The 24,894-nt window shown below is 64.7% G+C and carries 19 protein-coding genes and 1 pseudogene; 6 read left to right on the top strand and 14 right to left on the bottom strand.

Features of this window, described 5'->3' with window-relative positions; genetic code table 11:
• Window positions 1-10: 10 nt before the first annotated feature.
• From QX034_RS17290 to QX034_RS17275, 4 genes are all read right to left on the bottom strand, one after another.
• Window positions 11-622, bottom strand: a complete 612-nt coding sequence (locus tag QX034_RS17290) for a LemA family protein (RefSeq protein ID WP_315701370.1) — start codon at window positions 620-622, stop codon at window positions 11-13.
• Between the two features lie 143 nt (window positions 623-765).
• Window positions 766-1,782, bottom strand: coding sequence for an ABC transporter substrate-binding protein (locus QX034_RS17285; RefSeq protein WP_315728850.1), 1,017 nt, complete (start codon window positions 1,780-1,782; stop codon window positions 766-768).
• Window positions 1,783-1,822: 40 nt separating this feature from the next.
• Window positions 1,823-2,689, bottom strand: coding sequence for an ABC transporter permease (locus QX034_RS17280; RefSeq protein WP_315728851.1), 867 nt, complete (start codon window positions 2,687-2,689; stop codon window positions 1,823-1,825).
• 26 nt (window positions 2,690-2,715) lie between these two features.
• Entirely contained in the window at window positions 2,716-3,495 is a 780-nt protein-coding gene (locus QX034_RS17275; RefSeq protein WP_315728852.1) for an ABC transporter ATP-binding protein, read from the bottom strand.
• A gap of 110 nt (window positions 3,496-3,605) precedes the next feature.
• On the opposite strand from QX034_RS17275, the gene QX034_RS17270 reads away from it, so the two are divergent.
• The gene (locus QX034_RS17270; RefSeq protein ID WP_315728853.1) at window positions 3,606-4,271 is read left to right on the top strand and encodes a response regulator transcription factor; all 666 of its coding nucleotides are present in this window, start codon (window positions 3,606-3,608) and stop codon (window positions 4,269-4,271) included.
• A complete protein-coding gene (locus QX034_RS17265) occupies window positions 4,246-5,634 on the top strand; it encodes a sensor histidine kinase (protein WP_315730825.1) in 1,389 nt (462 codons plus the stop codon). Before QX034_RS17270 ends, QX034_RS17265 begins: the two co-directional genes overlap by 26 nt.
• Window positions 5,635-6,067: 433 nt before the next feature.
• Here QX034_RS17265 and QX034_RS17260 read toward each other — a convergent pair whose 3' ends face one another.
• Window positions 6,068-8,404 carry a xanthine dehydrogenase family protein molybdopterin-binding subunit gene (locus tag QX034_RS17260; RefSeq protein WP_315728855.1) on the bottom strand — a complete coding sequence of 779 codons (2,337 nt, stop codon included), beginning with the start codon at window positions 8,402-8,404 and terminating at the stop codon, window positions 6,068-6,070.
• A gap of 255 nt (window positions 8,405-8,659) precedes the next feature.
• Entirely contained in the window at window positions 8,660-9,535 is an 876-nt protein-coding gene (locus QX034_RS17255; protein ID WP_315730283.1) for a dihydrodipicolinate synthase family protein, read from the bottom strand.
• 651 nt (window positions 9,536-10,186) lie between these two features.
• Here QX034_RS17255 and QX034_RS17250 point away from each other — a divergent pair.
• The 3 genes from QX034_RS17250 to QX034_RS17240 all read left to right on the top strand — a co-directional run bounded on the left by QX034_RS17250 (window position 10,187) and on the right by QX034_RS17240 (window position 13,791).
• The gene (locus QX034_RS17250; RefSeq protein WP_315701378.1) at window positions 10,187-11,158 is read left to right on the top strand and encodes a DnaJ domain-containing protein; all 972 of its coding nucleotides are present in this window, start codon (window positions 10,187-10,189) and stop codon (window positions 11,156-11,158) included.
• A gap of 106 nt (window positions 11,159-11,264) precedes the next feature.
• A complete protein-coding gene (locus QX034_RS17245) occupies window positions 11,265-12,413 on the top strand; it encodes a diguanylate cyclase domain-containing protein (protein WP_315701379.1) in 1,149 nt (382 codons plus the stop codon).
• Between the two features lie 154 nt (window positions 12,414-12,567).
• Window positions 12,568-13,791: an ABC transporter substrate-binding protein gene (locus tag QX034_RS17240; protein WP_315730827.1), complete on the top strand. Its 1,224-nt coding sequence runs from the start codon at window positions 12,568-12,570 to the stop codon at window positions 13,789-13,791.
• Window positions 13,792-14,031: 240 nt separating this feature from the next.
• Here the strand turns inward: QX034_RS17240 and QX034_RS17235 are convergent, their stop codons facing one another.
• The 8 genes and pseudogenes from QX034_RS17235 to QX034_RS17200 all read right to left on the bottom strand — a co-directional run bounded on the left by QX034_RS17235 (window position 14,032) and on the right by QX034_RS17200 (window position 23,819).
• The gene (locus QX034_RS17235) at window positions 14,032-14,961 is read right to left on the bottom strand and encodes a GTP-binding protein (RefSeq protein ID WP_315701381.1); all 930 of its coding nucleotides are present in this window, start codon (window positions 14,959-14,961) and stop codon (window positions 14,032-14,034) included.
• Window positions 14,958-16,451 (bottom strand): amidohydrolase family protein, encoded by a 1,494-nt coding sequence (locus QX034_RS17230; protein WP_315701382.1) that lies wholly within the window; start codon window positions 16,449-16,451, stop codon window positions 14,958-14,960. The genes QX034_RS17235 and QX034_RS17230 overlap by 4 nt, the downstream gene beginning before the upstream one ends.
• A gap of 138 nt (window positions 16,452-16,589) precedes the next feature.
• Window positions 16,590-17,321 (bottom strand): annotated as a pseudogene (locus QX034_RS17225) (class I SAM-dependent methyltransferase).
• A gap of 75 nt (window positions 17,322-17,396) precedes the next feature.
• On the bottom strand, window positions 17,397-18,947 hold the full coding sequence (locus QX034_RS17220; RefSeq protein ID WP_315701384.1) for a GMC family oxidoreductase: 1,551 nt from the start codon (window positions 18,945-18,947) through the stop codon (window positions 17,397-17,399).
• Between the two features lie 194 nt (window positions 18,948-19,141).
• Window positions 19,142-20,800: a tannase/feruloyl esterase family alpha/beta hydrolase gene (locus QX034_RS17215; protein ID WP_315701385.1), complete on the bottom strand. Its 1,659-nt coding sequence runs from the start codon at window positions 20,798-20,800 to the stop codon at window positions 19,142-19,144.
• A 48-nt stretch (window positions 20,801-20,848) separates the two neighbouring features.
• Window positions 20,849-21,166, bottom strand: coding sequence for a hypothetical protein (locus QX034_RS17210; protein WP_315701386.1), 318 nt, complete (start codon window positions 21,164-21,166; stop codon window positions 20,849-20,851).
• 2 nt (window positions 21,167-21,168) lie between these two features.
• Window positions 21,169-22,503: an acyclic terpene utilization AtuA family protein gene (locus QX034_RS17205; protein WP_315730293.1), complete on the bottom strand. Its 1,335-nt coding sequence runs from the start codon at window positions 22,501-22,503 to the stop codon at window positions 21,169-21,171.
• Window positions 22,504-22,517: 14 nt separating this feature from the next.
• Window positions 22,518-23,819, bottom strand: a complete 1,302-nt coding sequence (locus QX034_RS17200) for a citrate:proton symporter (protein ID WP_315701388.1) — start codon at window positions 23,817-23,819, stop codon at window positions 22,518-22,520.
• A 117-nt stretch (window positions 23,820-23,936) separates the two neighbouring features.
• Here QX034_RS17200 and QX034_RS17195 point away from each other — a divergent pair, with 117 nt between their 5' ends.
• On the top strand, window positions 23,937-24,893 hold the full coding sequence (locus QX034_RS17195; RefSeq protein ID WP_315701389.1) for a LysR family transcriptional regulator: 957 nt from the start codon (window positions 23,937-23,939) through the stop codon (window positions 24,891-24,893).
• Window position 24,894 lies beyond the last annotated feature (1 nt).

Below are 24,894 nucleotides of genomic sequence, written 5' to 3'. Positions count from 1 at the left end.
ATGCTCCAGGCTATTTCGCAGGGGCTGGCGCAGGGACGTTGAAATCGACCTTGGGCGCGACCGAGATCTCGCGCTCGTTGTCCACGGTGAAGTTCGCCTTCTCCTTGTAGCCGAACATCATCGCGGTGAGATTGTTCGGGAAGGTGCGGATCGAGACGTTATAGTCCTGCACCGCCTTGATATAACGGTTGCGCGCCACCGTGATCCGGTTTTCGGTGCCCTCGAGCTGGGACATCAGGTCGCGGAACAGCGCGTCCGACTTCAGTTGCGGATAATTCTCAGTAACCACAAGCAGCTTCGACAGTGCGCTGGTCAGCTCGCCCTGCGCCTGCTGGAACTTCTGGAAGGCGGCCGGATCGTTGATGAGCTCCGGCGTCGCCTGGATGCTGCCGACCTTGGCCCGCGCATTGGTGACGCCGAGCAGGACATCCTTCTCCTGCTGGGCGAAGCCTTTGACCGAATTGACGAGATTGGGAACGAGATCGGCGCGGCGCTGGTACTGGTTGACGACCTCCGACCAGTTGGCCTTCACCTGCTCGTCATTGGTCTGGATGGCGTTATAGCCGCAATTGGTCAGGCTCAACGTGGCCAGCGCCGCCAGCACGGTCCAAAATCTGCGCATCGCGCTCTCCCCTTCTCCCGGTGCCCAAGCTCTCACAGCACAGGTTGAGTGAAGACGCAATGACGGGCCGCACGGTCTTTCGAGGCCGCGCGGGCGTCGGGCCAATGGCGGTCCGACCGACCGGCGTGGTTCGCGAGCTGCGCTCAGCTGCCGTTGCGCTCCCGTAGCGGCGAGATGAACAGGTCCTGCCAGGCCGCCGGCTTGACCTTGATGGAACCGGCGCCATGCATGAAGTCGGCGATCTTCAGCATGCCCTCCGGCGTCGTGGAGAACCAGGTGTCCTTATCCTGCAACATCTCCAGCATCTCTTCCTTCGTGGTCTTCACCTTCGCGGTCCGCGCGTAGATCTCCGCCGCAGCCGCCTTGTCGCGGGCGATGAAGGCGTCTGCCTCGTCCAGCGCGTCGAGAAAGGCCTGGACGACCTTCGGATTCGCGTCGACGAAACGCTTCGGCGCGAAGGTCACGTCCATGGTCATGCGTCCGAGCACGTCGGCCGAGTTGGCGACGCGATGGACCTTCGAATCCTTCAGCTCCAGATAAGCGAACGGCGGCGAGGTGAAATGCGCCGTGATCTCCGTCTTGCCGGAGGTGAGCGCCGCCAGGGCCTCGGGGTGCGGCAGGCCCACCGTCATCGGATCGAGCTTGGCGTAGTTCTCGCGACCGAACTCATGGGCCGCCATCATCTGCAGCATCACCGCCGACAGCGAGGTCTTGATGCCGGGCAGCGCGATCTTGTCGCTCGGCTTGAAGTCCTTCAGCGATTTGATCTCGGGATTGTTGGTGTTCATCCACAACGACGTCGAGCTCAAGCCGCTGACGCCGACGACCTCGACGCTCGGAATGCCCTTGGCCTTGGCCCACAGCGTGATGAAGCCAGGCGCGCCGGTGCCGGCGATGTCGAGCGAGCCCGCCATCATGGCGTCGTTGATGATGTTGCCGCCGTCGAGCATCAGCCAGTTGACCTTGAGCGGACCGATCCCGGCCTTCTCGGCCTGCTTCTCCAGAAGCTTCTGGTCCTCCATCACGATCAGCGGCAGATAGAGGATGCCGTAACCCTTGGAGATCCTGACTTCCTTGACCTCGGCCTGCGATGCGCCGCCGCTGCCGAGCAGCGCGAAAAGCCCGAGAGCAGCCGCGCCAAGTGATGCCTTCCAGGACATAATTCCCTCCCTCATGTCAGACTTGTTGTTGTAGCCGGAATTAATGCTGCATGCCCCAGCGCCGCACCGTCTTGCGCTCGATGGTGGCGAAGACGAGATTCTCGACGACGAGGCCGATGAAGATCACCGTGAACAGTCCGGCGAACACGTTCGCCGTCTCGAGCTGATTGCGATTCTCGAAAATGAACCAGCCGAGACCGCCCGAGCCTGACGATACGCCGAACACCAGCTCCGCTGCGATCAAGGTGCGCCACGCGAAGGCCCAGCCGACCTTGAGCCCGGTCAGGATGGCGGGAAACGCGGCCGGGATCAGGATGAAGCGCACGAGCTTCAGCCCGCGCAGACCATAGTTCATACCGACCATCCGCAGCGTGTTGGAGACCGAGCGGAAGCCCGAATGGGTGTTGAGCGCGATCGCCCACAACACCGAATGCACGAGCACGAAGACGACGCTGCCCTTGCCGAGCCCGAACCAGATCAGCGCCAGCGGCAGCAGTGCGATCGCCGGCAAGGGATTGAACATCGAGGTCAGCGCTTCCAACAGATCGGCGCCAAGGCGCGACCCGATTGCGATCGTCGTCAGTGCCGCGGCGAGGGCGATGCCGATGCCGTAGCCGATCAACAGCGTCTCCATCGACACCAGCGTGCGCGCCGGAATCACGCCATTGCGGATATTGTCGAAGAAGGCGGCGAGCGTGTCGGTGAAGGTCGGAAACAGCAGCGGATTGCCGAGCCAGGTTCCATAGGCCTGCCAGATGCCCGCCAGCACCAGCAGAATGAAGGCCTTGCGCACCGCGCCCAGGCGATAGATCCGCTCGAACCAGGACAGGCCCGCTTCGACCTGGACGTCGCCGAGCGGGGTTTCCGGATTGACGATTTCGGCACGGAGGGCCAGCGTTTCGGTCATGGACGTGTCCTCTTGGCGATGGCCGATCAGTGGTGACCGAACAGCATGTCGTTGATGCGCCCTTCGAGCGCGACCTGCTGCGGCGAGCCCATCATGTCCGATGGAATGCTGTTGAGTTCGGCCCGGACACGGCCCGGATGCGGCGACAGCAACAGGATGCGCGACCCGATCTTGATCGCCTCCTCGATCGAATGCGTCACGAACAGCACCGTGAAGCGGGTGTCCTCCCACAGCTGCAGCAATTCGTCCTGCATCTTGCGGCGGGTCAACGCATCCAGCGCGGCGAACGGCTCATCCATCAGGAGAATGTCCGGCTCCATCGCCATGCCGCGCGCGATCGCAACGCGCTGCTTCATGCCGCCGGACAGCGTGTGCGGATAGCTGTCGATGAACTTCGACAGCCCGACCTTGTCGATATAGGCCCGCGCCCGCTCGCGCGCCTCCGCCGGGGCGACGCGTCCGCTCGCGGTGAGCGCGAAGATGACGTTCTCGCCGACCGTCTTCCAGGGCAGCAATTGGTCGAACTCCTGGAATACCATCATCCGATCCGGCCCGGGCTCGGTGACGTCGCGACCCTTGAGCTGAATGCGGCCCTCGGTCGGACGCAAATAGCCGCCGATCGCCTTCAACAGCGTGGATTTGCCGCAGCCGGACGGCCCGAGCAGAACAAAGCGGTCGGAATTGTAGACGTTGAAGTCGACGCGGTAGGTCGCGGTGACGAGCGTATCCGGGGTCTTATATTGCAGCGTCACGCCCTCGACGGTGAGCAGGGGCGCAAATTGGGTCTGCGGCTGATGCACTGTCATCGATCCTCCCCATGTTGCAGTGCGAAATTTTACGTGGCGCACTTCGGCAACCTTGGCAGAGATGATAGACGGGCGAACTGACCCCAAACTGACTCGGAGCTGAGACGCCGTTGCGCATCCTATTGGTCGAGGACACGCCAGAGATCGGCTGCGCCGTCGTGAACCGCTTCGAGCGCATCGGCTATGCGGTCGATTGGGAGAAGGACGGCCGCACCGCCAGCGAACTGGTCGAGGTGCAATCCTACGATCTGATCGTGCTCGACGTGATGCTGCCGAACATGGACGGCTTCGCCATCCTGAAACATCTGCGCCGCAAGGGATTACGGACGCCGGTGCTGGTGCTCACCGCCCGCTCCGCCGTCGACGACCGCATCAGCGCGCTCGATCTCGGCGCCGACGATTATCTGGTCAAGCCGTTCGATTATCGCGAGCTGGAAGCGCGCGCCCGCGCCCTGCTGCGGCGTGCCTGCGGGCTGTCGGACAACACCTTGACGATCGGACCGCTGACGATCGATCGCGCCGGCCGGACGGCAAGCGTATCGGGCCAGCCGCTCGATCTCACGCGCCGCGAGCTGACCGTGCTGGAGATCCTGGCCGCGCGGCCGGGCCGCTATGTCGGCAAGGAAGAGCTGGTCGAACAGCTGTTCAGCTTCGAACAGGACCCGAGCCCCAATGCGGTCGAGCAGTTCGTGGCGCGGCTGCGCCGCAAGCTCGCGGGCACGTCAGTCGAAATCCGAACCGAGCGCGGCCTTGGCTATCAGCTCTCAGCTTCGTAAGCTCAGCGGCTCGCTCCGCGCGCGGCTGCTCGTTGCGATCGGCGCGATCCTCGCGGTCGGCGCCGTCGTTCTCAGCTTCGCGGCATGGCAATATGCTGCCACCGCGGCGCGCGATGCCTATGACAAGCTCCTGGTCGGCGGAGCGATTCAGATCGCAGAGAATGTCTATCTGCAGGGCGGCGTGGTGACGCTGGACCCGCCGGCGGCCGCGTTTTCCACCCTTTCGGCCTACGATCTTGTCTTTTATCGCGTCACCGATCCGCGCGGCGTGGTGGTCGCCGGCTATGACGACCTCGCAGCGAACATACCGCCGGCCGCGTTGCGCAAAGGCGTGCGCTTGAGCGACGGCACCTTCCGCGGCCAGAAGGTGCGCATCGCCGCGGTGGCCCGCAAGATCGACGGGGCGCCGGGCGATGGCTGGGCCGAGATCGTCCTGGCGCAGACCCTTGCCGCGCGCGAGGCGCTGACCTGGGACCTGGCATCCAAAGCAATCGGCATCATCGCCGCGATGAGCGTGCTCGCACTCGCCGCCACCGCGCTCTGCCTGCGGCTGGTGTTCTCGCCGCTGACGCGGATCGAGGCCGAGATCGCGCGGCGAAAGCCGGATGACCTGAGCCCGATCGCGGTCACGCCGCCATCGGAGGTGCGGGCGCTGGTCGGCGCCATCGACGGCTTCATGCAGCGGCTCGACGAGCGCATCAAGATCATGCAGCGCTTCATCGCCGACGCCACGCATCAATTGCGGACGCCGCTCGCCGCCATCGATGCACAAGCCGAGCTTCTCGCGGCAGATGGCGAGGAGCCCAAGGCGCTGGAGGCTTTGCGGGAACGGATCGCAGATCTCGGACGGCTGACCAACCAGCTCTTGGACCACGCGATGGTGCTGCACCGGGCGCAGGCGCCGCGCCTTGCTCCGACTGATATCAATGCCTTGGCCAAATCGGTGCTATCGCAAGCAGTGCCGCTGACACTCGACCGTGAAGTTTCGATCGGCTTCGTGCCGTGCGACGCTGACGCCGTGATCGAGGCCGACGCGATCAGCCTGCGCGAAGCACTGGCCAATCTGATCCACAATGCGCTCGTTCATGGCGCGCGAAGCAGCTTGACGGTGATCGTCGAGCCGAGCGGCGCTGGTCTTGCGATCTGCATCCGGGATGATGGTCCGGGCATTCCGCCCGAGGCGCAGGCGCGCCTTGTGGTACCTTTTCAAAAGGGTGAGACCTCACGCGGCTCCGGGCTTGGACTGGCGATCGCCAGCGAAGTCGCGCAAGCGCATGGCGGAAGCTTGCGCTTCAGCGGAGGCGATGGCGATTTCAGTGTGCTGATGGAGCTACCCGCAGGGGATACAGGTAGGCCTTCTTAGCCAGTTGATCGGAAGCGCGGCACGAGATCAAAATTCGTCCTCCCCGCGTGCGCACTCTCCCGGAAAGCGGTTCGAGCTCTCACCGCAACAACCGTGCGCTCCCCTCCCCCTTGCGGGGAGGGGAGCGGGGGTGGGGATCCACGCGCGCTTAACTTAGTTGAGTTCGCTTTCAGTATTTCCAGGAAAGGCGGAATAGGACATCGGGCCGCTTCCCGCCACGCGCAGGTCAGAGCATGCGCTCGGTTGCAGTTGCTAGAACCACAATGATCGCTGATGTCTCTGGGACTCGAACTCTCAAATTTAGAGAAGGACTCGTGGACCCCCACCCCCAACCCCTCCCCGCAAGGGGGAGGGGAGCGCACCGTCGCTGTGATGAGAGGCCGGCTCCAACTACGGAGATTGGAAGATCACTGGAGTCTCCGTAATGGCGGCGTCAAACCGCGGCCTGCACCTTCGCGGCCTTGGCATCGCGGATCGCCTGCCAGACCTTCTGCGGCGTCAGCGGTGTCTGCAGATTGGTGATGCCGAGCTCGAACAGCGCGTCCATCACGCCGTTGGTGACGCAGGGCGGACCGCCGATCGCACCCGACTCGCCGCAGCCCTTGGAGCCCAGCGGATTGGTCTTGCACGGCGCGGAATCGTCGAGCGTGACCGCGATCGGCGGCACGTCGTCCGCGCGCGGGATGCAATAGTCCTGATAGGTCGCGGTCAGAAGCTGGCCGTCGGCATCATAAGCGACGCCCTCGTAGAGCGCCTGTCCGATGCCCTGTGCCACGCCACCGTGGATCTGGCCTGCGACCAGCATCGGATTGACGGCGACGCCAACGTCATCGACCGTGGTGTAGCGCACCACGCGGGTGACGCCGGTCTCCGGATCGATCTCGACCTCGCAGATATGGGTGCCGTTGGGCCAGCTCGGCCCATCGACCTCGCCTTCGCTGTCGACCGAGAGCTTGGCGCCCTGCTCCTTCTGCGCGAGCTCGAACAGGCTGATGCGGCGGTCGGTGCCGACCACGCTGAGGACGCCGTCGCGATATTCGATGTCCTCGACCGAGGTTTCCAGCAGGTTTGAGGCCTTCTCGCGCGCCTTCGTGATCAGGTCGTTGGAGGAAACCGCGACCGCCGTGCCACCGACGAACAGCGAGCGCGAGCCGACGCTGCCGAAGCCGGTGGCGAGATCGGTGTCGCCCTGCACGACATCGATCTTGTCCAGCGGAATGCCGAGCGTGTCCGAGATCATCTGGGTGTAAGTGGTCTGCAGACCCTGCCCCATCGCCATGGTGCCGGAATGCAGGATGACGCGGCCCTCGGCGGTCGCGTGCAGCGAGACCTTCTCGGTGTGGGCGCGGCCGCCGGTCCACTCGATATAGCTGGTGAGGCCGCGGCCATAGAGCATGCCGCGTTTCTTCGCCTCGCGCTTGCGGGCATTGAAACCATCCCAGTCGGCGAGCTTGGAGGCGCGCTCCAGCATGTGGGCGAAGGCGCCGGAATCGTACACCTGCCCGACAGCGTTGGTGTAGGGCAGCTGCGCCGGCTTGATGTAGTTGGCCTTGCGGATTGCGCGCGGATCGATGCCAATCTGGCGCGCTGCGGCATCGAACAGCCGCTCGACGATGAACACCGCCTCGGGTCGGCCCGCGCCGCGATAAGCACCCACAGGCGCGGTGTGCGTCATCACCGTCTTGACCTCGAAATGCACCAGCGGCAGATCGTAGACGCCGGTCTGCACGAAGGGTCCGAGCACCAGCGGAATGATGTTGCCGGCACCTGAGGAGTAGGCGCCCGTCGCGCCGATCGAGCGCACGCGATAGGCCAGCACCTTGCCCTTGGCGTCCAGCGCGAATTCGGCGGTCGAGGTGAGATCGCGGCCATGGGTGCCGCCGACGAATTCATCGGTGCGCTCGGCGCGCCAGCGAATCCTGCGGTTCAGCTTGGTCGCGGCATAGGCCACGATGCCGTCTTCCGGATAGAGATTGGTCTTCTGCCCGAAGCCGCCGCCGATGTCGCCAACCAGCACGCGCACATTCTCCTTCGGCCGTTTCAAGATATCGGCCAGCACGTCGCGGGTCGAGCCCGGCGTCTGCGACTGCACGTGCAGGATGAGACGGCCGGTCTTCTTCTCGATCTCGGCGATGGTCGAGCGCGGCTCCATCGCGGACGGAATCAACCGCTGGCTGGCGATCTCGAGCGAGACCTTGTGCGCGGCGCCGGCAAAGGCCTCCTCGACCTTGGCGGCATCCCCATAGCTCATCGCGGCCACGATGTTGTCGGGCGCCTCGGCCCACACCACCGGCGCGCCGGGCTTGATGGCACCGACCGGGTCGACCACCGCCGGCATCACCTTGTAGTCGATGCTGATGGCTTCGGCTGCCTCTTGTGCGATCGTGCGCGAGGTGGCGACCACGGCCGCGACCGGCTCGCCGGTGAAGCGCACCAGATCGTGCGCGAGCAGCCGCCGCGGCGGCACCGTCATCGGCTTGCCGTCGGGCCGCTTGAAAATGGCGAGCGTCGGGATCGTGCCGATGTTGTCCGCGATCAGATCCTCGCCGGTGAACACGGCTTCGACGCCGGGCATTTGACGCGCCGCTGTCGCGTCGATGGAGGCAATCTTCGCATGGGCATGCGGCGAGCGCAGCACGTAGAGCCAGAGCGCGCCCTCCTCCGACCTGTCGTCGATGAACTGCCCCTTCCCGGTGAGCAGCCTCTGATCCTCCAGCCGCTTGACGGGCTGTCCTGCGCCGAACCGCATATTGCCGGGAAGAATGTTCATTCGTCGTCCTTCACATTACGTCGAAATATGGCAGGCGTTTTAGCCGATCTGCCGACCGAAACAACAGTCGCCGTCATTCCGGGACGTCGCGAAGCGATGGGCCCGGAATCCATAACCACGAACAGAAGTTTGACGGCCGATCGTTGCCCGCGTGCTTCGGCACACCGGCCAGGGAGTATGGATTCCGGGCTCAGCCCTTCGGGCTGCCTCGGAATGACGATGTGGAGAGAGTGCGAGCGAAGCCGAAGCCAAACCTCACCCCAGTCCCTGCAGCACCTCTTCCACCACCTTGCGCTGCTCGGCCGTGAGCGCGGCCTGGGGCGGGACGGGATCGCCCACGTCATAGCCCTGGATCGCAAGTCCCGCCTTGATGCAGGCGGCGAGATTGAACCTCGCGAACGCCTCGTTCACGCGCCACAGCCGCTTCTGCAACTTGAGCGCATCGTCCCAGCATGCAGCCTGACAGAGATTGTAGAGTTCGACACTCTGCCGTGGAATGATGCAGGCGGGTCCGGCCATCCAACCGTGACCGCCGATCAGCATCACGGCCGCCGGGATGTGCGAAGAGGCGGCGAATACTTTGATCGCGTCACCGCAGCGGTTGATGATCGACAGCAATCGGCCGGTGTTGGTTGAGGCGTCCTTGATGTAGCCGATGCGCGGATGCTCGGCGAGGCGCGCGATCACGTCGAGCGAGAGATCGGAGCGCTGGAATTGCGGGTTGGTGTAGATGACGACGGGAATGTCGACCGCATCCGCGATCGCACGGAAATAGGCTTCCACACCAGCATCGGTGAGCGGGAAATAGGCCTCCAGCACGGCGAGGATGCCATCGGCACCGCGCTTCTGATACGCCTTGGCCTGCGCCACGGCATCCGCGGTTGCCGTCGAAGCGACGCCGGCCACCACCGGCACGCGGCCGTCAGCCGCCTCGATCGTGGCCTCCACCACGGTCATGCGCTGGGCCGCATTGAGGTAGGCGAATTCGCCGGTCGAGCCGAGCGGCGTCAGCCCGTGCACGCCGGCATGAATCAAATCATCGCAGAGCCGCCCGAGCACCCCGGCGCGAATACTGCCGTCCGAATCGATGGGCGAGACAAGATAAGGAAACACACCGTGGAAATCGGACATGCAGGCAGCTCTCGACATGGCTCGAGAACTGCTAACTCATCTGACGCCACGAAGAAAGCGCGTCGCGCCAGGTCGCGGCGCAGCGGCGCGAGCGACGCAGCTTGCCCGCGGCGGCAGCCGCCGGTTTCGCAGCGACCGGCCTCTTCGGCTGGAGCGTGCCGGATCGCTTCTTTCATCGACTTGAAACGCAACACCCTTTGATTGCGTTACACGCAACAACTCAACTCACCGGCTCCGGCCAGGGAAGAAACCAAGGCGGCGATGAGCGTGGCCGTCTCGCAACAGGCGCGCAGGAAAGAAAACCTTAACCTTAATCGTTAGAACCTGCTTCAAACTTTCCATTCACCATGTGTGGCGAGGGGCGCCTCTCACGCGAGAGACGTCGCCTCGCGACCTGATTGCAAGCGGACTGTCCTTCAGGATGTTCGCTCGGCGATCGGCATGGGTGCGCGGACAAGGGAACCATAAGGGTCCGGAACGTTAACGACGATGCGACGACGAAATGGTCCCAACTCCGCGTAATTCAGTCATTTTTCCGCCGTACTGGATGAGCATCATCCAGCGTGTGAAAGAGTTAGTACGAGTGCTCCAGCGTAAATTCGCGGCGGGAATTTCGATCGGAGACGAGGGAGCCCTGCAGCGAGAGCGACGATGACGACGCTTTACGATTTGCTCGGTGCTCTTCCAAACGACGATGCCGAAGAGATCCGAGCCGCATTCCGCAAGGCCGTCAAGGGCGTCCATCCCGACGTCAATCCTGGCGATCCCGAAGCGGCGCTGAAGTTCCGGCAGATCGTCCGTGCCCACGACATCCTGAGCGATCGCGAACAGCGCGCCGCCTACGATCATCTGTTGACGCTTGCGCACGAAGAGCAGGAGCAGGATTCTAAGCTCGCCGTCGCCGCCAAGGTGCATCGGGTGGCATCGGGCGTGATGGCGCTGACCGTCGCGTCGGCGGCTGCGGTCGGCGGCTACCTGCTGTTCATGCATATGTCGGCGGCTGCAGTCGCACCGCTCAGGCCGACCCTCGTTGCGGTCGACAGGATCAAGGGCGGATCTCTGCCGGCCAAGCTGGCCGACAGCGCAGCGGCCGGGTCGGAGGCCGCCGCTGCGTCCGCCGAATTGGCTTCGGCCTCCTCCGCGACGACGATGGTCAGCGCTTCGCCCGAGCAGCTGCCGTTACCGGTCGAAAAGATCGATGACGTCTATGCTTCCGACGAGGATCGCACGTCCTGCACGCAGCCGCATGCGGGTTCCTGCAATGCAGACGTCACGGCGGCGCTGCCGGCGTCGGCGCCAATCAACGACGCCAAATTCTACCGAGAACGTGGCATGGCCGCGTATCGGAAGGGCGATCTGGCGGCTGCGATCGCCGACCTGAACCAGGCCATTCAGATCGACCCGCGGCTGAAGGAAGCCTATATCGACCGTGGCATCGTGTTTTATCGGTTGCACAAATTCGATCGCGCCTTCGCCGATGCGGCTGCCGCAAAACGGATCGAGAAGGCCGACCGCGCGGTCATGGATGCCATGGCGAAGAAGCAGCCTTTGCGGCCGCTCAAGCTCGACCCGCCGCGGATGACGCGGGTCTCGCAGCGGCATACGGCAGGCGTCGCGGATTGAGCCTGGTTTCGGCTCCACAGAACTGTCATTGACTAAAGTTTAAGGTAGTAAGAAGCCTTCCCGGCGCGGCACCTCCGCGGCCACGTCTTGTTAGGAAAGCTGCCCCATGGTGCCCACCATGGGACCAGGGCTGTTTTCAAGATTTTTACATCCGAATCCGGCGATCCGCCGCGAGCTCGTCGATCTGCTTTACACTTCGCTGCCGCAGGTCACGGCCATCAATGCCGCCTCGATCACCGGCTCGGTCGCACTGGCGGCCGCGCATCGTGACCCCGGCTACATCGCGATTACCTGTGCGATCGTGATCAATGCGATCGGCCGGATGGTGAGCCTCCTGCGCTACAAGCGGCGGGCTGCGCGACTCTCGGACAAGGATGTCATTCACTGGGAGCGCATCTATGCCGCGGGCGCGGCTTCGTTCGGCCTTGCACTCGGCGCCTTGTCATTTCGTGCCTTTCAGCTCGACGACCAGCCCGGCGCCTGGCTCGCCTTCGGGCTGTCGATGTCCTATTGCGTCGGCATGGTATCGCGGGCGGCGATCCGCCCCTGGGTGGTACTGAGCACCACCGCGGTGCTGCTGGCGCCGACGCTGATCGCCGGGTTGATACGCCCCGAAATATCCTACCGGCTCGGCGCCGGCATGCTGGTGTTGTTCTGGTTCACCATCCGCGAGGCCTCGCGCCATCTAAGCAAGGCCTTCATCGAGCGGCTGGAGGCCAAGCATGCGCTCGCGCGGCAAGCCAACCACGACTTCCTGACCGGACTGCCCAACCGCGCCGCGTTTCTCAACGCATTGGAAACCATTGCCGGCAGCGTTTCGATCGTCGCCATCGATCTCGACGGCTTCAAGCCGGTAAACGACCGCCACGGCCACCACGCCGGCGATGATCTGTTGCGCCAGGTCGCGACACGGCTGTCGGACTGCATCGGAAGCAGCGGCATGGCTGCGCGCTTTGGCGGTGACGAATTCATGCTGCTGAAGCCGGTCGCCGAGGGAGCCAATGGCCGCGAGGAAGCCCTGGCCCTGACGCGCGACGCAATTCGCGCGCTGTCGATGCCGTTCCTGTTGTCCGACATTCCCGTGGTGATCGGGGCCAGCGCCGGGCTGCTCGTCAGCGACGAACCGCTCTCGGAGAGCGAGGTGGCCGACATTCTGCAGCGGGTCGACGCCGCGCTCTATGCCGCCAAGCGCGCCGGCGGCGGCAATTGGGCCTGGGCCGAGCAACACGAAGCCGAACTGCGCCAGACCGCCTGATCGAGCGAGCGCGTTCGCATCGCACGTCTTGCGTCTGCCATCCACGTCCTGGCCTCGCCGTCGCAGGGCGGCCATGCTTCGCATGACCTTGCCAGCGGTGTGCCGATCCTTCAGGTCAGGCTGACGATAACTAATAAAAATTCCGGGAGGCGAAATGCAGAGAGTTGCGCGTTCAGCGCTGAAGGCGTTGTTCACATTCAGCTTGGCGACATTGCTGGCCAATGCGGCGGCGCATGCGGAAGACGGCGTCCTGCGCGTCGGCATCATTACCGACATGAGCGGCCAATATTCCGACGGCAACGGCATGGGCTCGGTGATATCGGCGCAGATGGCGGCCGAGGAGATCGGCGGCACCGTCGCCGGCCGCAAGATCGAGATCATTTCGGCCGATCATCAGAACAAGCCAGACGTCGCTGTCGGCATCGTCCGCAACTGGATCGACAACAAGGGTGTGGACGTGGTCGCCGAAGGCGTCAACTCGGCGGTCGCGCTCGCGATCCAGAACCTGACGCGCGAACGCAAGAAGATCTTCCTGATCTCCGGCGCGGGCTCCTCCGACCTCACCGGCAAGCAATGTTCGCCGACCTCGGTGCAATGGACCTACGACACCTATGCCTCCTCGAATGCGACCGCAAAGGCGGTCGTTGCACGCGGCGGCACGCCCTGGTTCTTCCTGACCGCCGATTACGCGTTCGGCCAGGCGCTGGAGCGCGATGCCAGCAAGGCCGTGATCGCGGCCGGAGGCAAAGTGCTCGGCGCGGTCAGGCACCCGTTCGATACCGCCGACTTCTCGTCCTTCCTGCTGCAAGCGCAATCGTCCGGCGCCAAGGTGCTGGCGCTCGCCAATGCCGGCTCCGACTTCCGCAACGCTGTAGCGCAGTCGGACGAATTCAACGTCCGTCAGGGCATGCAGGTCGTCGCGCTGCAGGTGACGCTCACCGACGTGCCGGCGCTCGGACTTGCGCATGCGCACGACCTGCTGTTCACCGATTCGTTCTACTGGGACCGGACGCCGGAGACGCGGGTTTTCGCCCAGGAATTCTTCAAGCGCCATGGCGCGATGCCGACCGCCTATCAGGCCGGCGTCAATTCGGCGCTGCGCCACTACTTCAAAGCGGTTGCCGCGACCAACTCGGTCGAATCGGACACCGTGATGGCTCAGATGCGCAAGACGCCGGTCAACGACTTCTTCGCGCAGAACGGCGTGGTGCGCGAGGACGGCCGCATGGTGCACGACATGTACCTGATGCGGATCAAGAAGCCCGAGGAATCCAAGAGTAAGTGGGACCTCTACGACTATCAGACCACCGTGCCCGGCGACCAGGCGTTCCGGCCCTTGGCCGAAGGTGGCTGCCCGTATGTGGGGAAGGGGCAATAGCTACAAACGCAGATCGCGTCTCTTTCAGCTGCAACACGTTATCCGGGGCGACGCATCGCGACAAAATCGCTAAGCGATTTTGCGCGAAGACCTCGAGCTCGGATTCTCGAGATTGGTTTGCGCACTTCCTCACTTCGAGATTCCGGGTTCGAGGCCTGCGGCCTCGCCCCGGGATGACGACATTGTCTCTTCATCGACAGTTATGCGTCGTCCCGCGGAACGGACGAAGAGATTAGCGTCTCAATCTATGACAATCCTCTGCAGCAGCCGGTCGATCTCGCCTGCATCGATCTCCCCCTCCCGCCCGATCAGCACGAGCTGAGCGGTGAGGCCGTCGGGCGGCAGCAGCGGCGAGGCGGCCAGCGTTCCGCGCGTGGCCACCGACTGGAACAGGATCGGCTGTCCCGGATGCTCGGTGAACAGCAGGATACCCTTGATCCGCAGCGTGCGCGGTGCGATCTGCCGGATCACGGCCTGAAAGCGTGCCAGCGACAGCGGCGCCTGCGAGGTCCAGGTCACGGCCGCGAACGGCTCCGATGCCATCGGTGCCCGGCTCGGCAGCGCGCGCGGCGCACCGAGATCACGGGAGAACAGCAGATCGGGCGCAACCGCTCCATGAACCACATCGAAGATCGCGGCCTTCGGCTTGTCGCTGACGATCGCGGCTTCGACCCGGGTGCGTTCCCCTGGTTCAAGCAGATCCGTCTTCGTCAGCAGCACGAAATCCGCTGCACGAAGTTGCGAGCGCCACAACGCGTCCTGCGCCAGCGCAGGCTCATCCAACAGCCTGCGCGCATCGACCAGGGTGACGACGGTCTCCAGCGGCGCCACCTTGAAGATCACGGGGTCCATCAGGTTGCGGATGATCTCCGCAGGATCGGAGATGCCGGAGGTCTCGATCACGATCGCATCCGGCGCCGGATCGCGCTTGATGACGGATGACAGCGTGCGCAACAGGTCGCCCTGCAGCGAGCAGCAGATGCAGCCGTTCTTCAGGCTGACGACGCCGTCCGAGACCGCGCCCAAGAGCTGCGCATCGATATCGATGGCGCCGAAATCATTGACGACAGCCGCGATGCGCCGTCCATCCGGGTGCGCCAGCAGATGATTGAGCAGCGTGGTCTTGCCGGCGCCGAGAAAGCCGGCGACCAGCAACACCGGAACGATCATGACGCCTGCTCGCGCCGGACCGGACGGCCCGGCCGCGCCTCGCGCATCAGCATGCCATCGGTGATCACGGCCTCGCCATGCACCAACAGATGCTTCACGCCTTCCGACGCACGGTTCATGTTGAGGAAGTCGGCGCGGTCTCGCAACGTCTGCAGATCGAACGCGACGATATCGGCATCGCAGCCGACCTGCAGCCGGCCCTTCTTGCGCATGACGGGGGTCGAGGCTTCAAGGATCTGCGCCGGAATCAGGGTGCATTTGGCGATGCCCTCCATCAGCGGCACCGCTTTGCGATCGATGACCCATTCGCGCAGGAATTTGGTGAAGGTCGCGGACGAGCGCGGATGCGCCACGGCATCGTCCGGCAGCGGCCAGGCATCGCCGGTATAGGCCCTACCGTTCGACAGGATCCACGGCATGGCGTCGGAGGCGATCGCGCCGCCGGGATACATCACGGAAATGTCGAGCAGGTCGCGATGGCGCTGATTGACCGCGACATCGAGGAAATGGATCAGGACCAGCGCGCCCGGCTCGCGCTGCTGCCGCTCCAGGAGTTCATTGCGGTCGGCGAGCCGCCGGCGCTCGGCCACCATCTCGATCGCGTCATAGCCGGTGCCCTGGCGCTGGCAGAAGGCAGGATCGGCAAAGAACTCGGCGCCGACGACCGTCGAGCCGGTGCCGTAGGGATAGGCCTCGACCGTCACCTTCAGCCCTTGCGCCTGCGCGGTCTTGACCAGTTCGGCGCAGCGTTCGACATCCTGCAGGCTGGTGCTGTTGAAGTGACAAATATGCATGTGCGCGCCGGTCGCGCCAGCCAGGCCGATCAGCCTGACATAGGCCTCGACCGAGCTGCGCGGATCGACATTCGACATGTAGGCGATGTGCGTGTAGGTCGGCACGCCATGCCGCGCGGCGAGGCTGCATAGCTCCGACAACTCCTTGACGCCGGTGCCCGGCGCATAGGCGTTGGGAAAGGCGATCCCGATCCCGCCCTGCTCCAGCCCGACCTGCACACGCTCGACGATCTCGGCAACCTCCGCTGATGTTGCGACCTCCTCCACCCAGCGTTTGTCGCGCATGGCCTCGCCCATGCCCGCCACGCTCGACGCGGCCTGCTGCGTGGTCATGGTCGCGATGCGCGCGAACACCCAGCCGGCCGAGGCGCCGTAATTCAGCACGCGGCCGAGCGCGGCCTGCTCGTCATACCAGCGCGCGACCGGCAGCACGCCGACCTCGAGTTCGAGCGTGGTGGTGACGCCGTCGAAAGCCTGCATCCGGTCGGCCGGCAGCGATTGGCCATGGGCGTGCAGATCGATGAAGCCAGGGCTGACGACGAGGCCCTCGGCATTGATGGTCCGCGCCGCCGATCCCGCGACGTCGCCGATCGCGGCGATCACGCCGTCCTTGACCGCGACATCGGCTGTCGCATCGAAGTTGGTTTCGGGATCGAGGACGCGTCCTCCGCGAATGATCAGGTCGTATTGGTCCATTGCAATCTGCAGCCAGTTCCAGAAACCGGGAATACCGGAGATCAAAAACGATCGGGATACGTCGTGATGAAAAACGTCGCATGCCCAAGCAATCGGCTCAACACCATTAAGGTGGCAACTGCTCTGCAATTTCGCGTCCTAAGTGCTGCGTGCAGCAATGAGGACCATCATGGGACGCTCGACTTCGTCCCTGAGCGCCGGCTGTTTCGCGATCTGCTCGGCCGTGGGTGCCCACTCGTCGACGTGATCGATTCGGAAGCCGGAACCAATCAAGCTGTTCAACGTCGTGCTCAGCTTGCGATGCTGCTTCACCACCCCCTTGGCGAGCCAGTCGGTCACGCGCCTGCCCTCGATGGCGTAGCTGTCGACCGGCCAGACCTTGCGGCCGTCGTCGGCGACCTGCCAGCGTGCCTGCGTCGGCGCCATGTAGATCGGATGTTCGATCGAAAACACGAATTGGGCGCCCGGCAGCAGCGCGCGCTGCACGGCGCCAAACAGCCGACCGAGGTCCTTGATGTAGTGGAAGGCGAGCGAACTGTAGGCGAGATCGAAGCCGGCCTCGGGCAGTTCCAGCGCTTCCATGTCCGCCTGTATGTAGCGGATCGCCTGATCGTCGGTTTCCGCCCGCGCCCGCGCCAGCATGTTCTCCGAGAGATCGATGCCGAGGACCTCGACCGCTCCCTGGTCTCGCGCCCAGCGCGCGAATCAGCCAAAGCCGCAACCGAGATCGACGATGCGCTTGCCTTTGAGCTCGGGCAGCATGGCTCGGAGCGCCGGCCATTCCGGCGCGCCGTCGAGGCCATGGACCGAACGGTTCAAGCGCTGATAGCCGGCAAAGAACTCCGGCGTGTCGTAGATATTCAGCGCCACCGCTGACCTCCCTCGCGCGCTCGACTCGACCAACTGCAAACGACAACTCTACCGCCGATCGGTTCTGTATGCGTCTCAACTCTGCCGCAGCATCATCCGCGCAATCGCCTCGCCGATCACCACCGTGGTGAAATGGGTGTTGGCGCGGCAGTCCGACGGCATGATCGAGGCGTCGACGACGCGCAGGCCCGCGATCCCCTTGACCGTGCCGTCTGGATTGACCACGCCGCTGGCGTCCTTGAAGCCGCTCATGCGGCAGCTGCCGGCCGCGTGCTGGATGTCGCCGGTGATCCGACGCAGCAGCGCGTCGAGTTCGGCATCCGGCAGCGCGGCGGCCTGCGGCAAGCTGAGATCCGTATCGGCGAGGCGGATCCAGTCGGCGATATCGCAAAGCGCCGGCTGCGACGTCAGCACGGAAAGCCGTTTCACCGCATCCCTCATCCGCGCGATGTCGCGCGGATCGGACAGCATGTTCTCCTCGACGACAGGGTCGATCTCCGGATCGACCGAGGCGAGCTTCACGGTACCACGAGAAAACGCGTTGAACAGGCCCGCACCGATCGCACCGGCAATGCCGACGCCGCGATGATTGAAGGCGATCAGGATCATGTCGCGCTTGCCGCCGTCGGCCAGCTCCGACGAATAGGTAACGCAGCAATTGGTATGACGGGTGTCGCGGTCGGTCGGGCGAATGGCTTCGCGCAACTGAATGGTGGTGCGGAACAGCGGATGGTCGAAGAAATTCCGGCCCACCGGCAGGTCACGTTCAACCGCGATCCCCATCGCCTGCAGATCGTCGGCAGGACCGATGCCGGAGCGCAGCAGGATCGCCGGGCTGTGGATCGCGCCTGCGCACAGCACGATGTCGCGGGCAAAAATCTCGCTGAAGCCCTGGCCTTCGATCTGGACCCGCACGCCGGTGGCGCGGCCATCCCTGATGACAAGGCGATCGACCAGCGTGCGCCCGCGGATTTCCAGGTTCGCGCGACCGCGCGCCGGCTCCAGATAGCCTTCGTTGGTCGAGATGCGCCGGCCGTTGCGGCTGTTGATCGGGTAACATGCAACGCCCTCGCCATCCGGCCCGTTGACGTCGGCACACCAGGGATAACCGCTGGCGAGCGCCGCATCGCGCAGGCCGCGATCGATCGGGCCCCAATGGTCCAGCGGCGCGCGATAGACCGGCAGCGGGCCGCCGCGGCTGTGCCCTTCGCGATCACCAAATGCGAGATCGTCCTCGATCACGGAGAACAGCGGCATCACCTCGCGGGCCGACCATCCGGTGCAGCCATTCTCAGCCCATTCGTCGAACGCAGCGGCCACGCCGCGAATGGCGATCTGGCCGTTCATCATCGAGCTGCCGCCCAGTCCCTTGCCGCGCCAGTAGAAGCGCGCATCCTGACCCGCCACCCGACGCGTCAGCAGATGTGGCCACTGCCATTTCTCCTGGAATTCGCGGTTGTGGATGATCGGGATCGGGTTCGGTGTCGTGATCTCCCAGGGCGCCTGATCGGCGCGCCAATCCGCGCCGGCCTCGAGCAGCAGCACCCGCTTCTCGGGGCTCTCGGACAGCCTGGCGGCAACCGCGGCGCCGGCAGAACCGCCGCCGACGACAATGATATCATGCATAAGCTTATTTCTCGACTTCCGGAGGTAAGCGGCCGGCATCACCTTGCGCTGTCCGGCGCGATCCGTGAAGTGCCGCCCAGCTCAAACCTCCAGCAGCGATACGCAGAGCTGGGCCGAGCTTTCCGTGACCAGACTTCGGCGCGATCGCCGGAACGGCCGGCAGTGCGCCGACCTGATGGTCCGCACGGGCGCGCCTAGCGCAAATAAGCCGCGGCCGGTAGCGGCGTCGGATAGCGGTGCCCGTCAGCGCAGGCGTAGTTCGCGGCATCGGCCGGATCACCTTCCCCCCTGTAGCGCGCCATCTTCGGGTAAGGGCAAAGCGGGCGGCTCATCTCGATGCCGTCGGATGGTCTATCATTGCGGAACTTGGTGGCACCGATCGTCTCGGGCGCCTCGCCGTTTTCGACCCAGGCCTCGAGCGCCACCTGCGTGTCCAGCACGTTCGGCCCCGGGCCGCCCTCGCAATGATAGAGTCCCGGCGCAAGGAACAGCCGGTAGAAATCCGCGCCAGCGTCAGCGCGCTTGTCGGCGCTCACCATCGCCTCCACCCGTTCGTAATAGTCGATCGAGTCCCGCGGCGGCACCACGGGATCGGCGAGGCCGTGATAGTGAATGAGCTTGCCGCCCGCCGCCTTGAAGGCGGAGAGGTCCGGACTCATGGCGTTGATCTCAGATGCGAGCCGATCGTCGACGGCCTTCATGGCCGAACCGAAATCGAACCTGTGCCAGTCCCAATTCGTGTCCGGAAACGCCCACACCTTCCAGAAGTTGAGCCGCGCCGGTCGCTCGGGATGGATCGGATCGGCCCAATACAGGCTCCAGCCGGGAAGCGCCGCGAGCACGCGAGCGGAATTCTCGCTGCCCTTCGGCCAGCCGTAATAGACCTGCGCACCATTGCGGGAATCGCGCGCGCCGTCATACATCGCATTCAGCGCGTTGGCCTGCTCCTGCGTCAGGCAATCGTCAGCATCATCCTGCTTGCAGAGCATCTGCTCGGCGCGGAAGTCACAAGCTTCCGGATCGGTCAGGAAATTGTCCGCCGGCAGACCACCGTCCTTGCCGCGACAGGTTTTCACGACAGCATCGGTGATCGCCGCGAGCTTCAGCGGCGGAATGATCAGGCTGAGATCTGGCCGATGATTTTTGACGAACTGCCAGAGGAAGCCGGCATTCAGATGCGTGCGGTTGTTGCCGGGATCGCCGGCAATGATGCCGTCGAAGTCGGCCGGGTAACGTTGTGCTTCCATCAGCGCCTGATGGCCGCCCGTGGAGCAACCCGCGAAATAGCTGTGCTTCGGCGCTTCGCCGTAGAACTCCGCGACCACCGACTTCGCAACACCGATCGAGACATGCACCGCGCGGTATCCCCAGTCGACGATCGCCTCGGGGCGATCGATCGCAAAGCCCGGGTCATCTCCGGTGTGCCCGGTATCGGTGGCCACCGTCGCATAGCCGCGGCGGAGCAGCGGCCCCATCGCCTTGTAGGCGATCGCCGAACTGTAACCGCCATTGCCGACCATCTCGAGCTTGCCGTTCCAGCCGGCCTGCGGCAGCCAGAGTTCGAATCCGACCCGCGAGCCCGGCACCGGCGAGATGACGCCGCGTACGCGACAAAATGCAGGAAGTTCGGAAATTTCGGCCCCAGTGGGCGGTGCGAACGATCCGGCCGGCCGCGCCTCCGCGCCCGACATCGTCGTGTCCGCGATCTGCAGGATCAGCAGTTGCTCGCACGGCGCGGCAAACCCTGGCGAGGCGGACAGCAACATCACCGCCAGCGCACCGGCGAAGGCCTCGCGTGCGGCATGACCGGACCGGGATGTACAGCCAGGCAGTCGGCTCGCAATCATCATCATCAAGCCTCCTGAATGTTCTTCTGCGTGACGTGGTTGAGTCGAAGCCCGTCACGAGTCGTCAGCGGATGGAATCTCCAGATCGAGCAGGCGCGAGCTCAGCGATTTGCCGTGCGCATCGAGCCGCAGCGAGCGGGTGACGCCACCGCCAAGCGCATCCTTCAGAACGAAGTTGAGCGCAGCGATGCCGGGCATCTCGAATCGAAGCACCTCACCCTGCACGATGTCACCAAAATGCGCCTTCACGCGGGCAGCGGTGACGGTTGCGCACAGAAACGCGTAGTCCTCGGGCCGATAGGCGATCACCGAGATATTGCAGATGTCGCCCTTATCGCCAGTGCGGGAATGAGCAATGTCGCGCAGCTTCATCTCTAGACCTCCAGCAGCGCCAACTGCATCTGCGTCGCACTTTCCGGCATAAGGCAGGAGGCGACCGCGACCACCTCGCGCGCCGATTTCCAGGCGCCGCCGCCGCCGGCCGGTCCATTGGTGTAGAGCGTCTCCACCTCGTTGCCGATCCTGACGGCTTCGGCCAGACTCTCAGTACGTGCGGCCACGCGGATTCGCACCTCGTACGGTTCGCTACCCTGCGAACTCGCCTCGCCGTGCAACGCATTCACCCCGATCAGATCGCAGCGCAGCTCGCTCGTCTGCACGCCTGTCAGCGCCAGCCGCTCGCGCACGATGTCGAGCGCGAGCCGGCCACGCGCGACGGCACCGGGCCCGGCATAGGACAGCTGACCCTCGCCGACATAGCTGTCGACATAGCCGATCGACGTCTTCAGCAGGCCCGACTTGGGCCTGCCACGCCCGCCGCTGACATGGACGCGATCGGGGCCAACCTCTGCCACGCGCACTTGCGAGAAGTCGGCGACCACGTCGGGCTGGAAATATTGCGCGGGATCGTGGATCTCGTAGAGCAGCTGCTCCTTGACGGTCGCCGGCGTCACGCAGCCGCCGGAGCCGGCGACCTTGGTCACGACGAGATCGCCGTCCTCGCGTACCTCGCCGATCGGAAAGCCGAGCCGCGCAAGGCCGGGCACGTCCTTCACGCCGGGATCGGCGAAATAGCCGCCGGTGATCTGGCCCGCACATTCCAGCAGATGGCCGACCACGGTGCCCTGGCCGAGCCGGTCCCAATCGTCCATCGCCCACCCGAACTCATGCACGAGACAGCCGAGAAACAGGGCCGGATCGGCCGCGCGGCCGGTGATCACGACATCGGCGCCGGCGGCCAGCGCGTCGGCGATCGCACGCGCGCCTGTATAGGCGTTCGCCGAGACGAGGCGGTTGCCGAGGCCGGAAATGGTCTCGCCATTGTCGAGCGCGAGATTATTCGCCTTCGCCGCCGCGAGCACGTCGTCGCCGGTCACGGCCGCGATCTTCAGGCCGGCAAGGCCGAGCTTGCGCGCCACGTGTCGCGTCGCCTCCGCGGCGCCGAGCGGATTGGCAGCGCCCATGTTGGTGATGACGCGAATGTTCTTCGCGCGGCAGATCGGCAGCACCGCCTGCATGCGGGCCGTGAGCAGCGGATCGTAACCGCCGGCCGGATCCTTCATCCGCGCCTGCTGCGCCAGCGCAATGGTGCGCTCGGCAAGGCATTCGAACACGAGATAATCGAGCTCGCCGTGCTGGGCGAGCTCGACCGCGGGCTCGATGCGATCGCCGGAATAGCCGGCACCGGCGCCGATCCTGATGCTCCGCATGGCGGTCCTCCGGCTCAAATGGGAAATAATCCGAATAGCACGCAGGCGATGGTCATGACGACCGAGGCGCCGAACAGGAAGGGTATCGTGAATTTCTGGTGATCCGCCAGATCGATCCCCGACAATCCCACCACCAGGAAGGTCGCAGGCGTCAGCGGTGAGACCGGAAAGCCCGTCGTCATCTGGCCGAGCAAGGCAGCCTGCGCCACCTGGACTTTCTGCACCCCGAGTTGCGCGCCGACTTCGGCGACGACCGGCAGCACGCCGAAATAGAAGGAATCCGGATCGAACAGCAGGCTCAGCGGCATCGACACGACGCCGAGCGCGACCGGAATGAACTTCGCAGCATCCGCCGGCACGAAGCTGACCGCGGTCTGCGCCATCGCCTTCAGCATGCCGGTACCCTGCATGATGCCCGTGAAGACGCCGGCGGCGATCAGGATCGAGGCCATCAGCAGCGCGGCCTTCGCATGCGCATCGATGCGGCGGCGCTGCATGTCCACGTCGGGATAGTTGATCAGCAGCGCCACACACGTGCCGACCATGAAGACGATCGCAGGTGCGAGCTTTTCGCCCAGGATCACCATGCTGCCGAGCACGACGACGGTGAGCACGATGTTGATCCAGAAATTGTTCGGCCGACGCAGCTCTTTCTCGGCGTCGGTGAGGACGCGCTGCGGCGCTTCGACGGTGGTGCCCGCGCCAAGGCCGAGCCGGCGCTCCTCGCGGCGGCCGAGCCACCAGGCGACGGCAAAGATGAAAACGATGCCCACGATCTGCACCGGCACCAGCGGATTGAATATCTCCGGAATCGGCAGCTTGAGGGAGGCCGAGGCGCGGATCATCGGGCCGGTCCAGGGCAGGAAATTCACACCCGCGGCCATCGAGGCCGCACAGGCCAGGATGCGCTTGTCGATGCCGAGCCGCTCGTAGAGCGGCAGCATCGCGGGAATCGTGACCAGGAAGGTCACCGCGCCGGAGCCGTCGAGATGGATCAGCAGCGCAAGCAGCGTGGTGCCCATCACGATCCGGGTCGGGCGGGTGCCGACGGTGCGCAGGATGCGATCGATGATCGGGTCGAGCATGCCGGCGTCGCTGACGATGCCGAAGAACAGGATCGCGAACACGAACATGCCGACGACGGGCGCGAGACTTTGCAGGCCGGAAACGATGAACTTGGAGGTGTCCCAGCCGAAGCCGCCGATCAGCGCCGCCAAGATGGGAATGACGATCAGTGCGATCAGGGGCGACATCCGCTTCGTCATGATGACGAGCAGCAGGATCGCGATGGTGATGAGGCCAAGCAGCGGCAGCATGTTTCCCCCCGGCGCGTCTCTAGTCGCGCAAGCGTTTAGTTCCGTTTTGCCGCTGCTTGCCATCGGGTTGGTGATTAAACAATTGAAATGAATTTATCGCAGCAATAGTCTCTTCTTATGGATGTTGCCCTCGCCCATATCCGCTCCTTCGTCACCGTCGCGCGCCTGAAAAGCTTCACGCGCGCGGCAAAGCTGCTGCACCTGTCGCAACCGGCGCTGACCGTGCAGATCCGCCGGCTCGAGGAAACGCTGAGCGCACGGCTGCTCGACCGCACCAGCCGCTCGGTCGAGCTGACACGCACCGGCGCCGAGGCGCTGCCGGGTTTCGAGAAACTGCTGCAGGACATCGAGACGCTGGTGCACGACCTACGCGGCGGAAGCACCAGGCAACGCGGCACCGTCCGCCTCGCGGCCTTGCCCTCGATCGCCTCGGGGCTGCTGCCCGACGCGATCCAATCGTTCCGCAGCGACAAGCCGAACGTCTATTTCGCGCTGCGCGACGTGGTCGCAAAGCAGGTGCTCGATCTCGTGCGCAACGAAGACGTCGATTTCGGCGTGGCCGGCGACGAGGTCGCGCAGCCCGGCATCGAGGTCATCTTCAGCCTGCAGGACCAGATGCATGTCATCTATCCCTCGCGGCACCGGATCGGGCGCGAGGCGATGGTGACGCCCGAGCATCTGGCGCAATATCCGCTGATCATGATGGCGTCGGACACCAGCGTGCGCGCGGTGGTCGAGCGCGCCTTCCATCAGCGCGGCCTGATCCCGCATCCGGCCTGCGAAGCGACCTATATGATGACGGCGGTCGCGATGGTCCGCGCCGGCCTGGGCCTGGCGATCCTGCCGGGCTCGGCGCGCGAGATCCGCGCCGAACGCGATGTGCGGTCGCGGCCGATCGATGATCCCGCCTTTGCCCGACGCCTCAGCGTCATCAAGCGCGCCGGGCGCACCTTGCCGCCGCTCAGCGAGGCCTTTGCAAAACATTTGATCGGCGAGTTGAAGACGAGCCTGAACCATCGCAAGATCAAGACGCACACTGGTCGCGCAAAGACATCGAAGCCGTCGGGCGAATAAG

Source organism: Bradyrhizobium sp. SZCCHNR3119 (assembly GCF_032487775.1).
Lineage (GTDB): Bacteria > Pseudomonadota > Alphaproteobacteria > Rhizobiales > Xanthobacteraceae > Bradyrhizobium.
The sequence above is the reverse complement of the archived record's forward strand: the minus strand, read 5'-3'. Positions and strand labels throughout refer to the sequence as shown.

Bases quoted from the DNA above. Each gene is read 5' to 3' on its own strand.
- QX034_RS17240 (WP_315730827.1), top strand. From the start codon at position 12,568: ATGCAGAGAGTTGCGCGTTCAGCGCTGAAGGCGTTGTTCACATTCAGC.
- QX034_RS17230 (WP_315701382.1), bottom strand. From the start codon at position 16,451: ATGGACCAATACGACCTGATCATTCGCGGAGGACGCGTCCTCGATCCC.
- QX034_RS17290 (WP_315701370.1), bottom strand. From the start codon at position 622: ATGCGCAGATTTTGGACCGTGCTGGCGGCGCTGGCCACGTTGAGCCTG.
- QX034_RS17275 (WP_315728852.1), bottom strand. From the start codon at position 3,495: ATGACAGTGCATCAGCCGCAGACCCAATTTGCGCCCCTGCTCACCGTC.
- QX034_RS17215 (WP_315701385.1), bottom strand. From the start codon at position 20,800: ATGATGATGATTGCGAGCCGACTGCCTGGCTGTACATCCCGGTCCGGT.
- QX034_RS17235 (WP_315701381.1), bottom strand. From the start codon at position 14,961: ATGATCGTTCCGGTGTTGCTGGTCGCCGGCTTTCTCGGCGCCGGCAAG.
- QX034_RS17280 (WP_315728851.1), bottom strand. From the start codon at position 2,689: ATGACCGAAACGCTGGCCCTCCGTGCCGAAATCGTCAATCCGGAAACC.
- QX034_RS17255 (WP_315730283.1), bottom strand. From the start codon at position 9,535: ATGTCCGATTTCCACGGTGTGTTTCCTTATCTTGTCTCGCCCATCGAT.
- QX034_RS17205 (WP_315730293.1), bottom strand. From the start codon at position 22,503: ATGCGGAGCATCAGGATCGGCGCCGGTGCCGGCTATTCCGGCGATCGC.
- QX034_RS17195 (WP_315701389.1), top strand. From the start codon at position 23,937: ATGGATGTTGCCCTCGCCCATATCCGCTCCTTCGTCACCGTCGCGCGC.
- QX034_RS17250 (WP_315701378.1), top strand. From the start codon at position 10,187: ATGACGACGCTTTACGATTTGCTCGGTGCTCTTCCAAACGACGATGCC.
- QX034_RS17245 (WP_315701379.1), top strand. From the start codon at position 11,265: ATGGTGCCCACCATGGGACCAGGGCTGTTTTCAAGATTTTTACATCCG.
- QX034_RS17220 (WP_315701384.1), bottom strand. From the start codon at position 18,947: ATGCATGATATCATTGTCGTCGGCGGCGGTTCTGCCGGCGCCGCGGTT.
- QX034_RS17210 (WP_315701386.1), bottom strand. From the start codon at position 21,166: ATGAAGCTGCGCGACATTGCTCATTCCCGCACTGGCGATAAGGGCGAC.
- QX034_RS17260 (WP_315728855.1), bottom strand. From the start codon at position 8,404: ATGAACATTCTTCCCGGCAATATGCGGTTCGGCGCAGGACAGCCCGTC.
- QX034_RS17285 (WP_315728850.1), bottom strand. From the start codon at position 1,782: ATGTCCTGGAAGGCATCACTTGGCGCGGCTGCTCTCGGGCTTTTCGCG.
- QX034_RS17200 (WP_315701388.1), bottom strand. From the start codon at position 23,819: ATGCTGCCGCTGCTTGGCCTCATCACCATCGCGATCCTGCTGCTCGTC.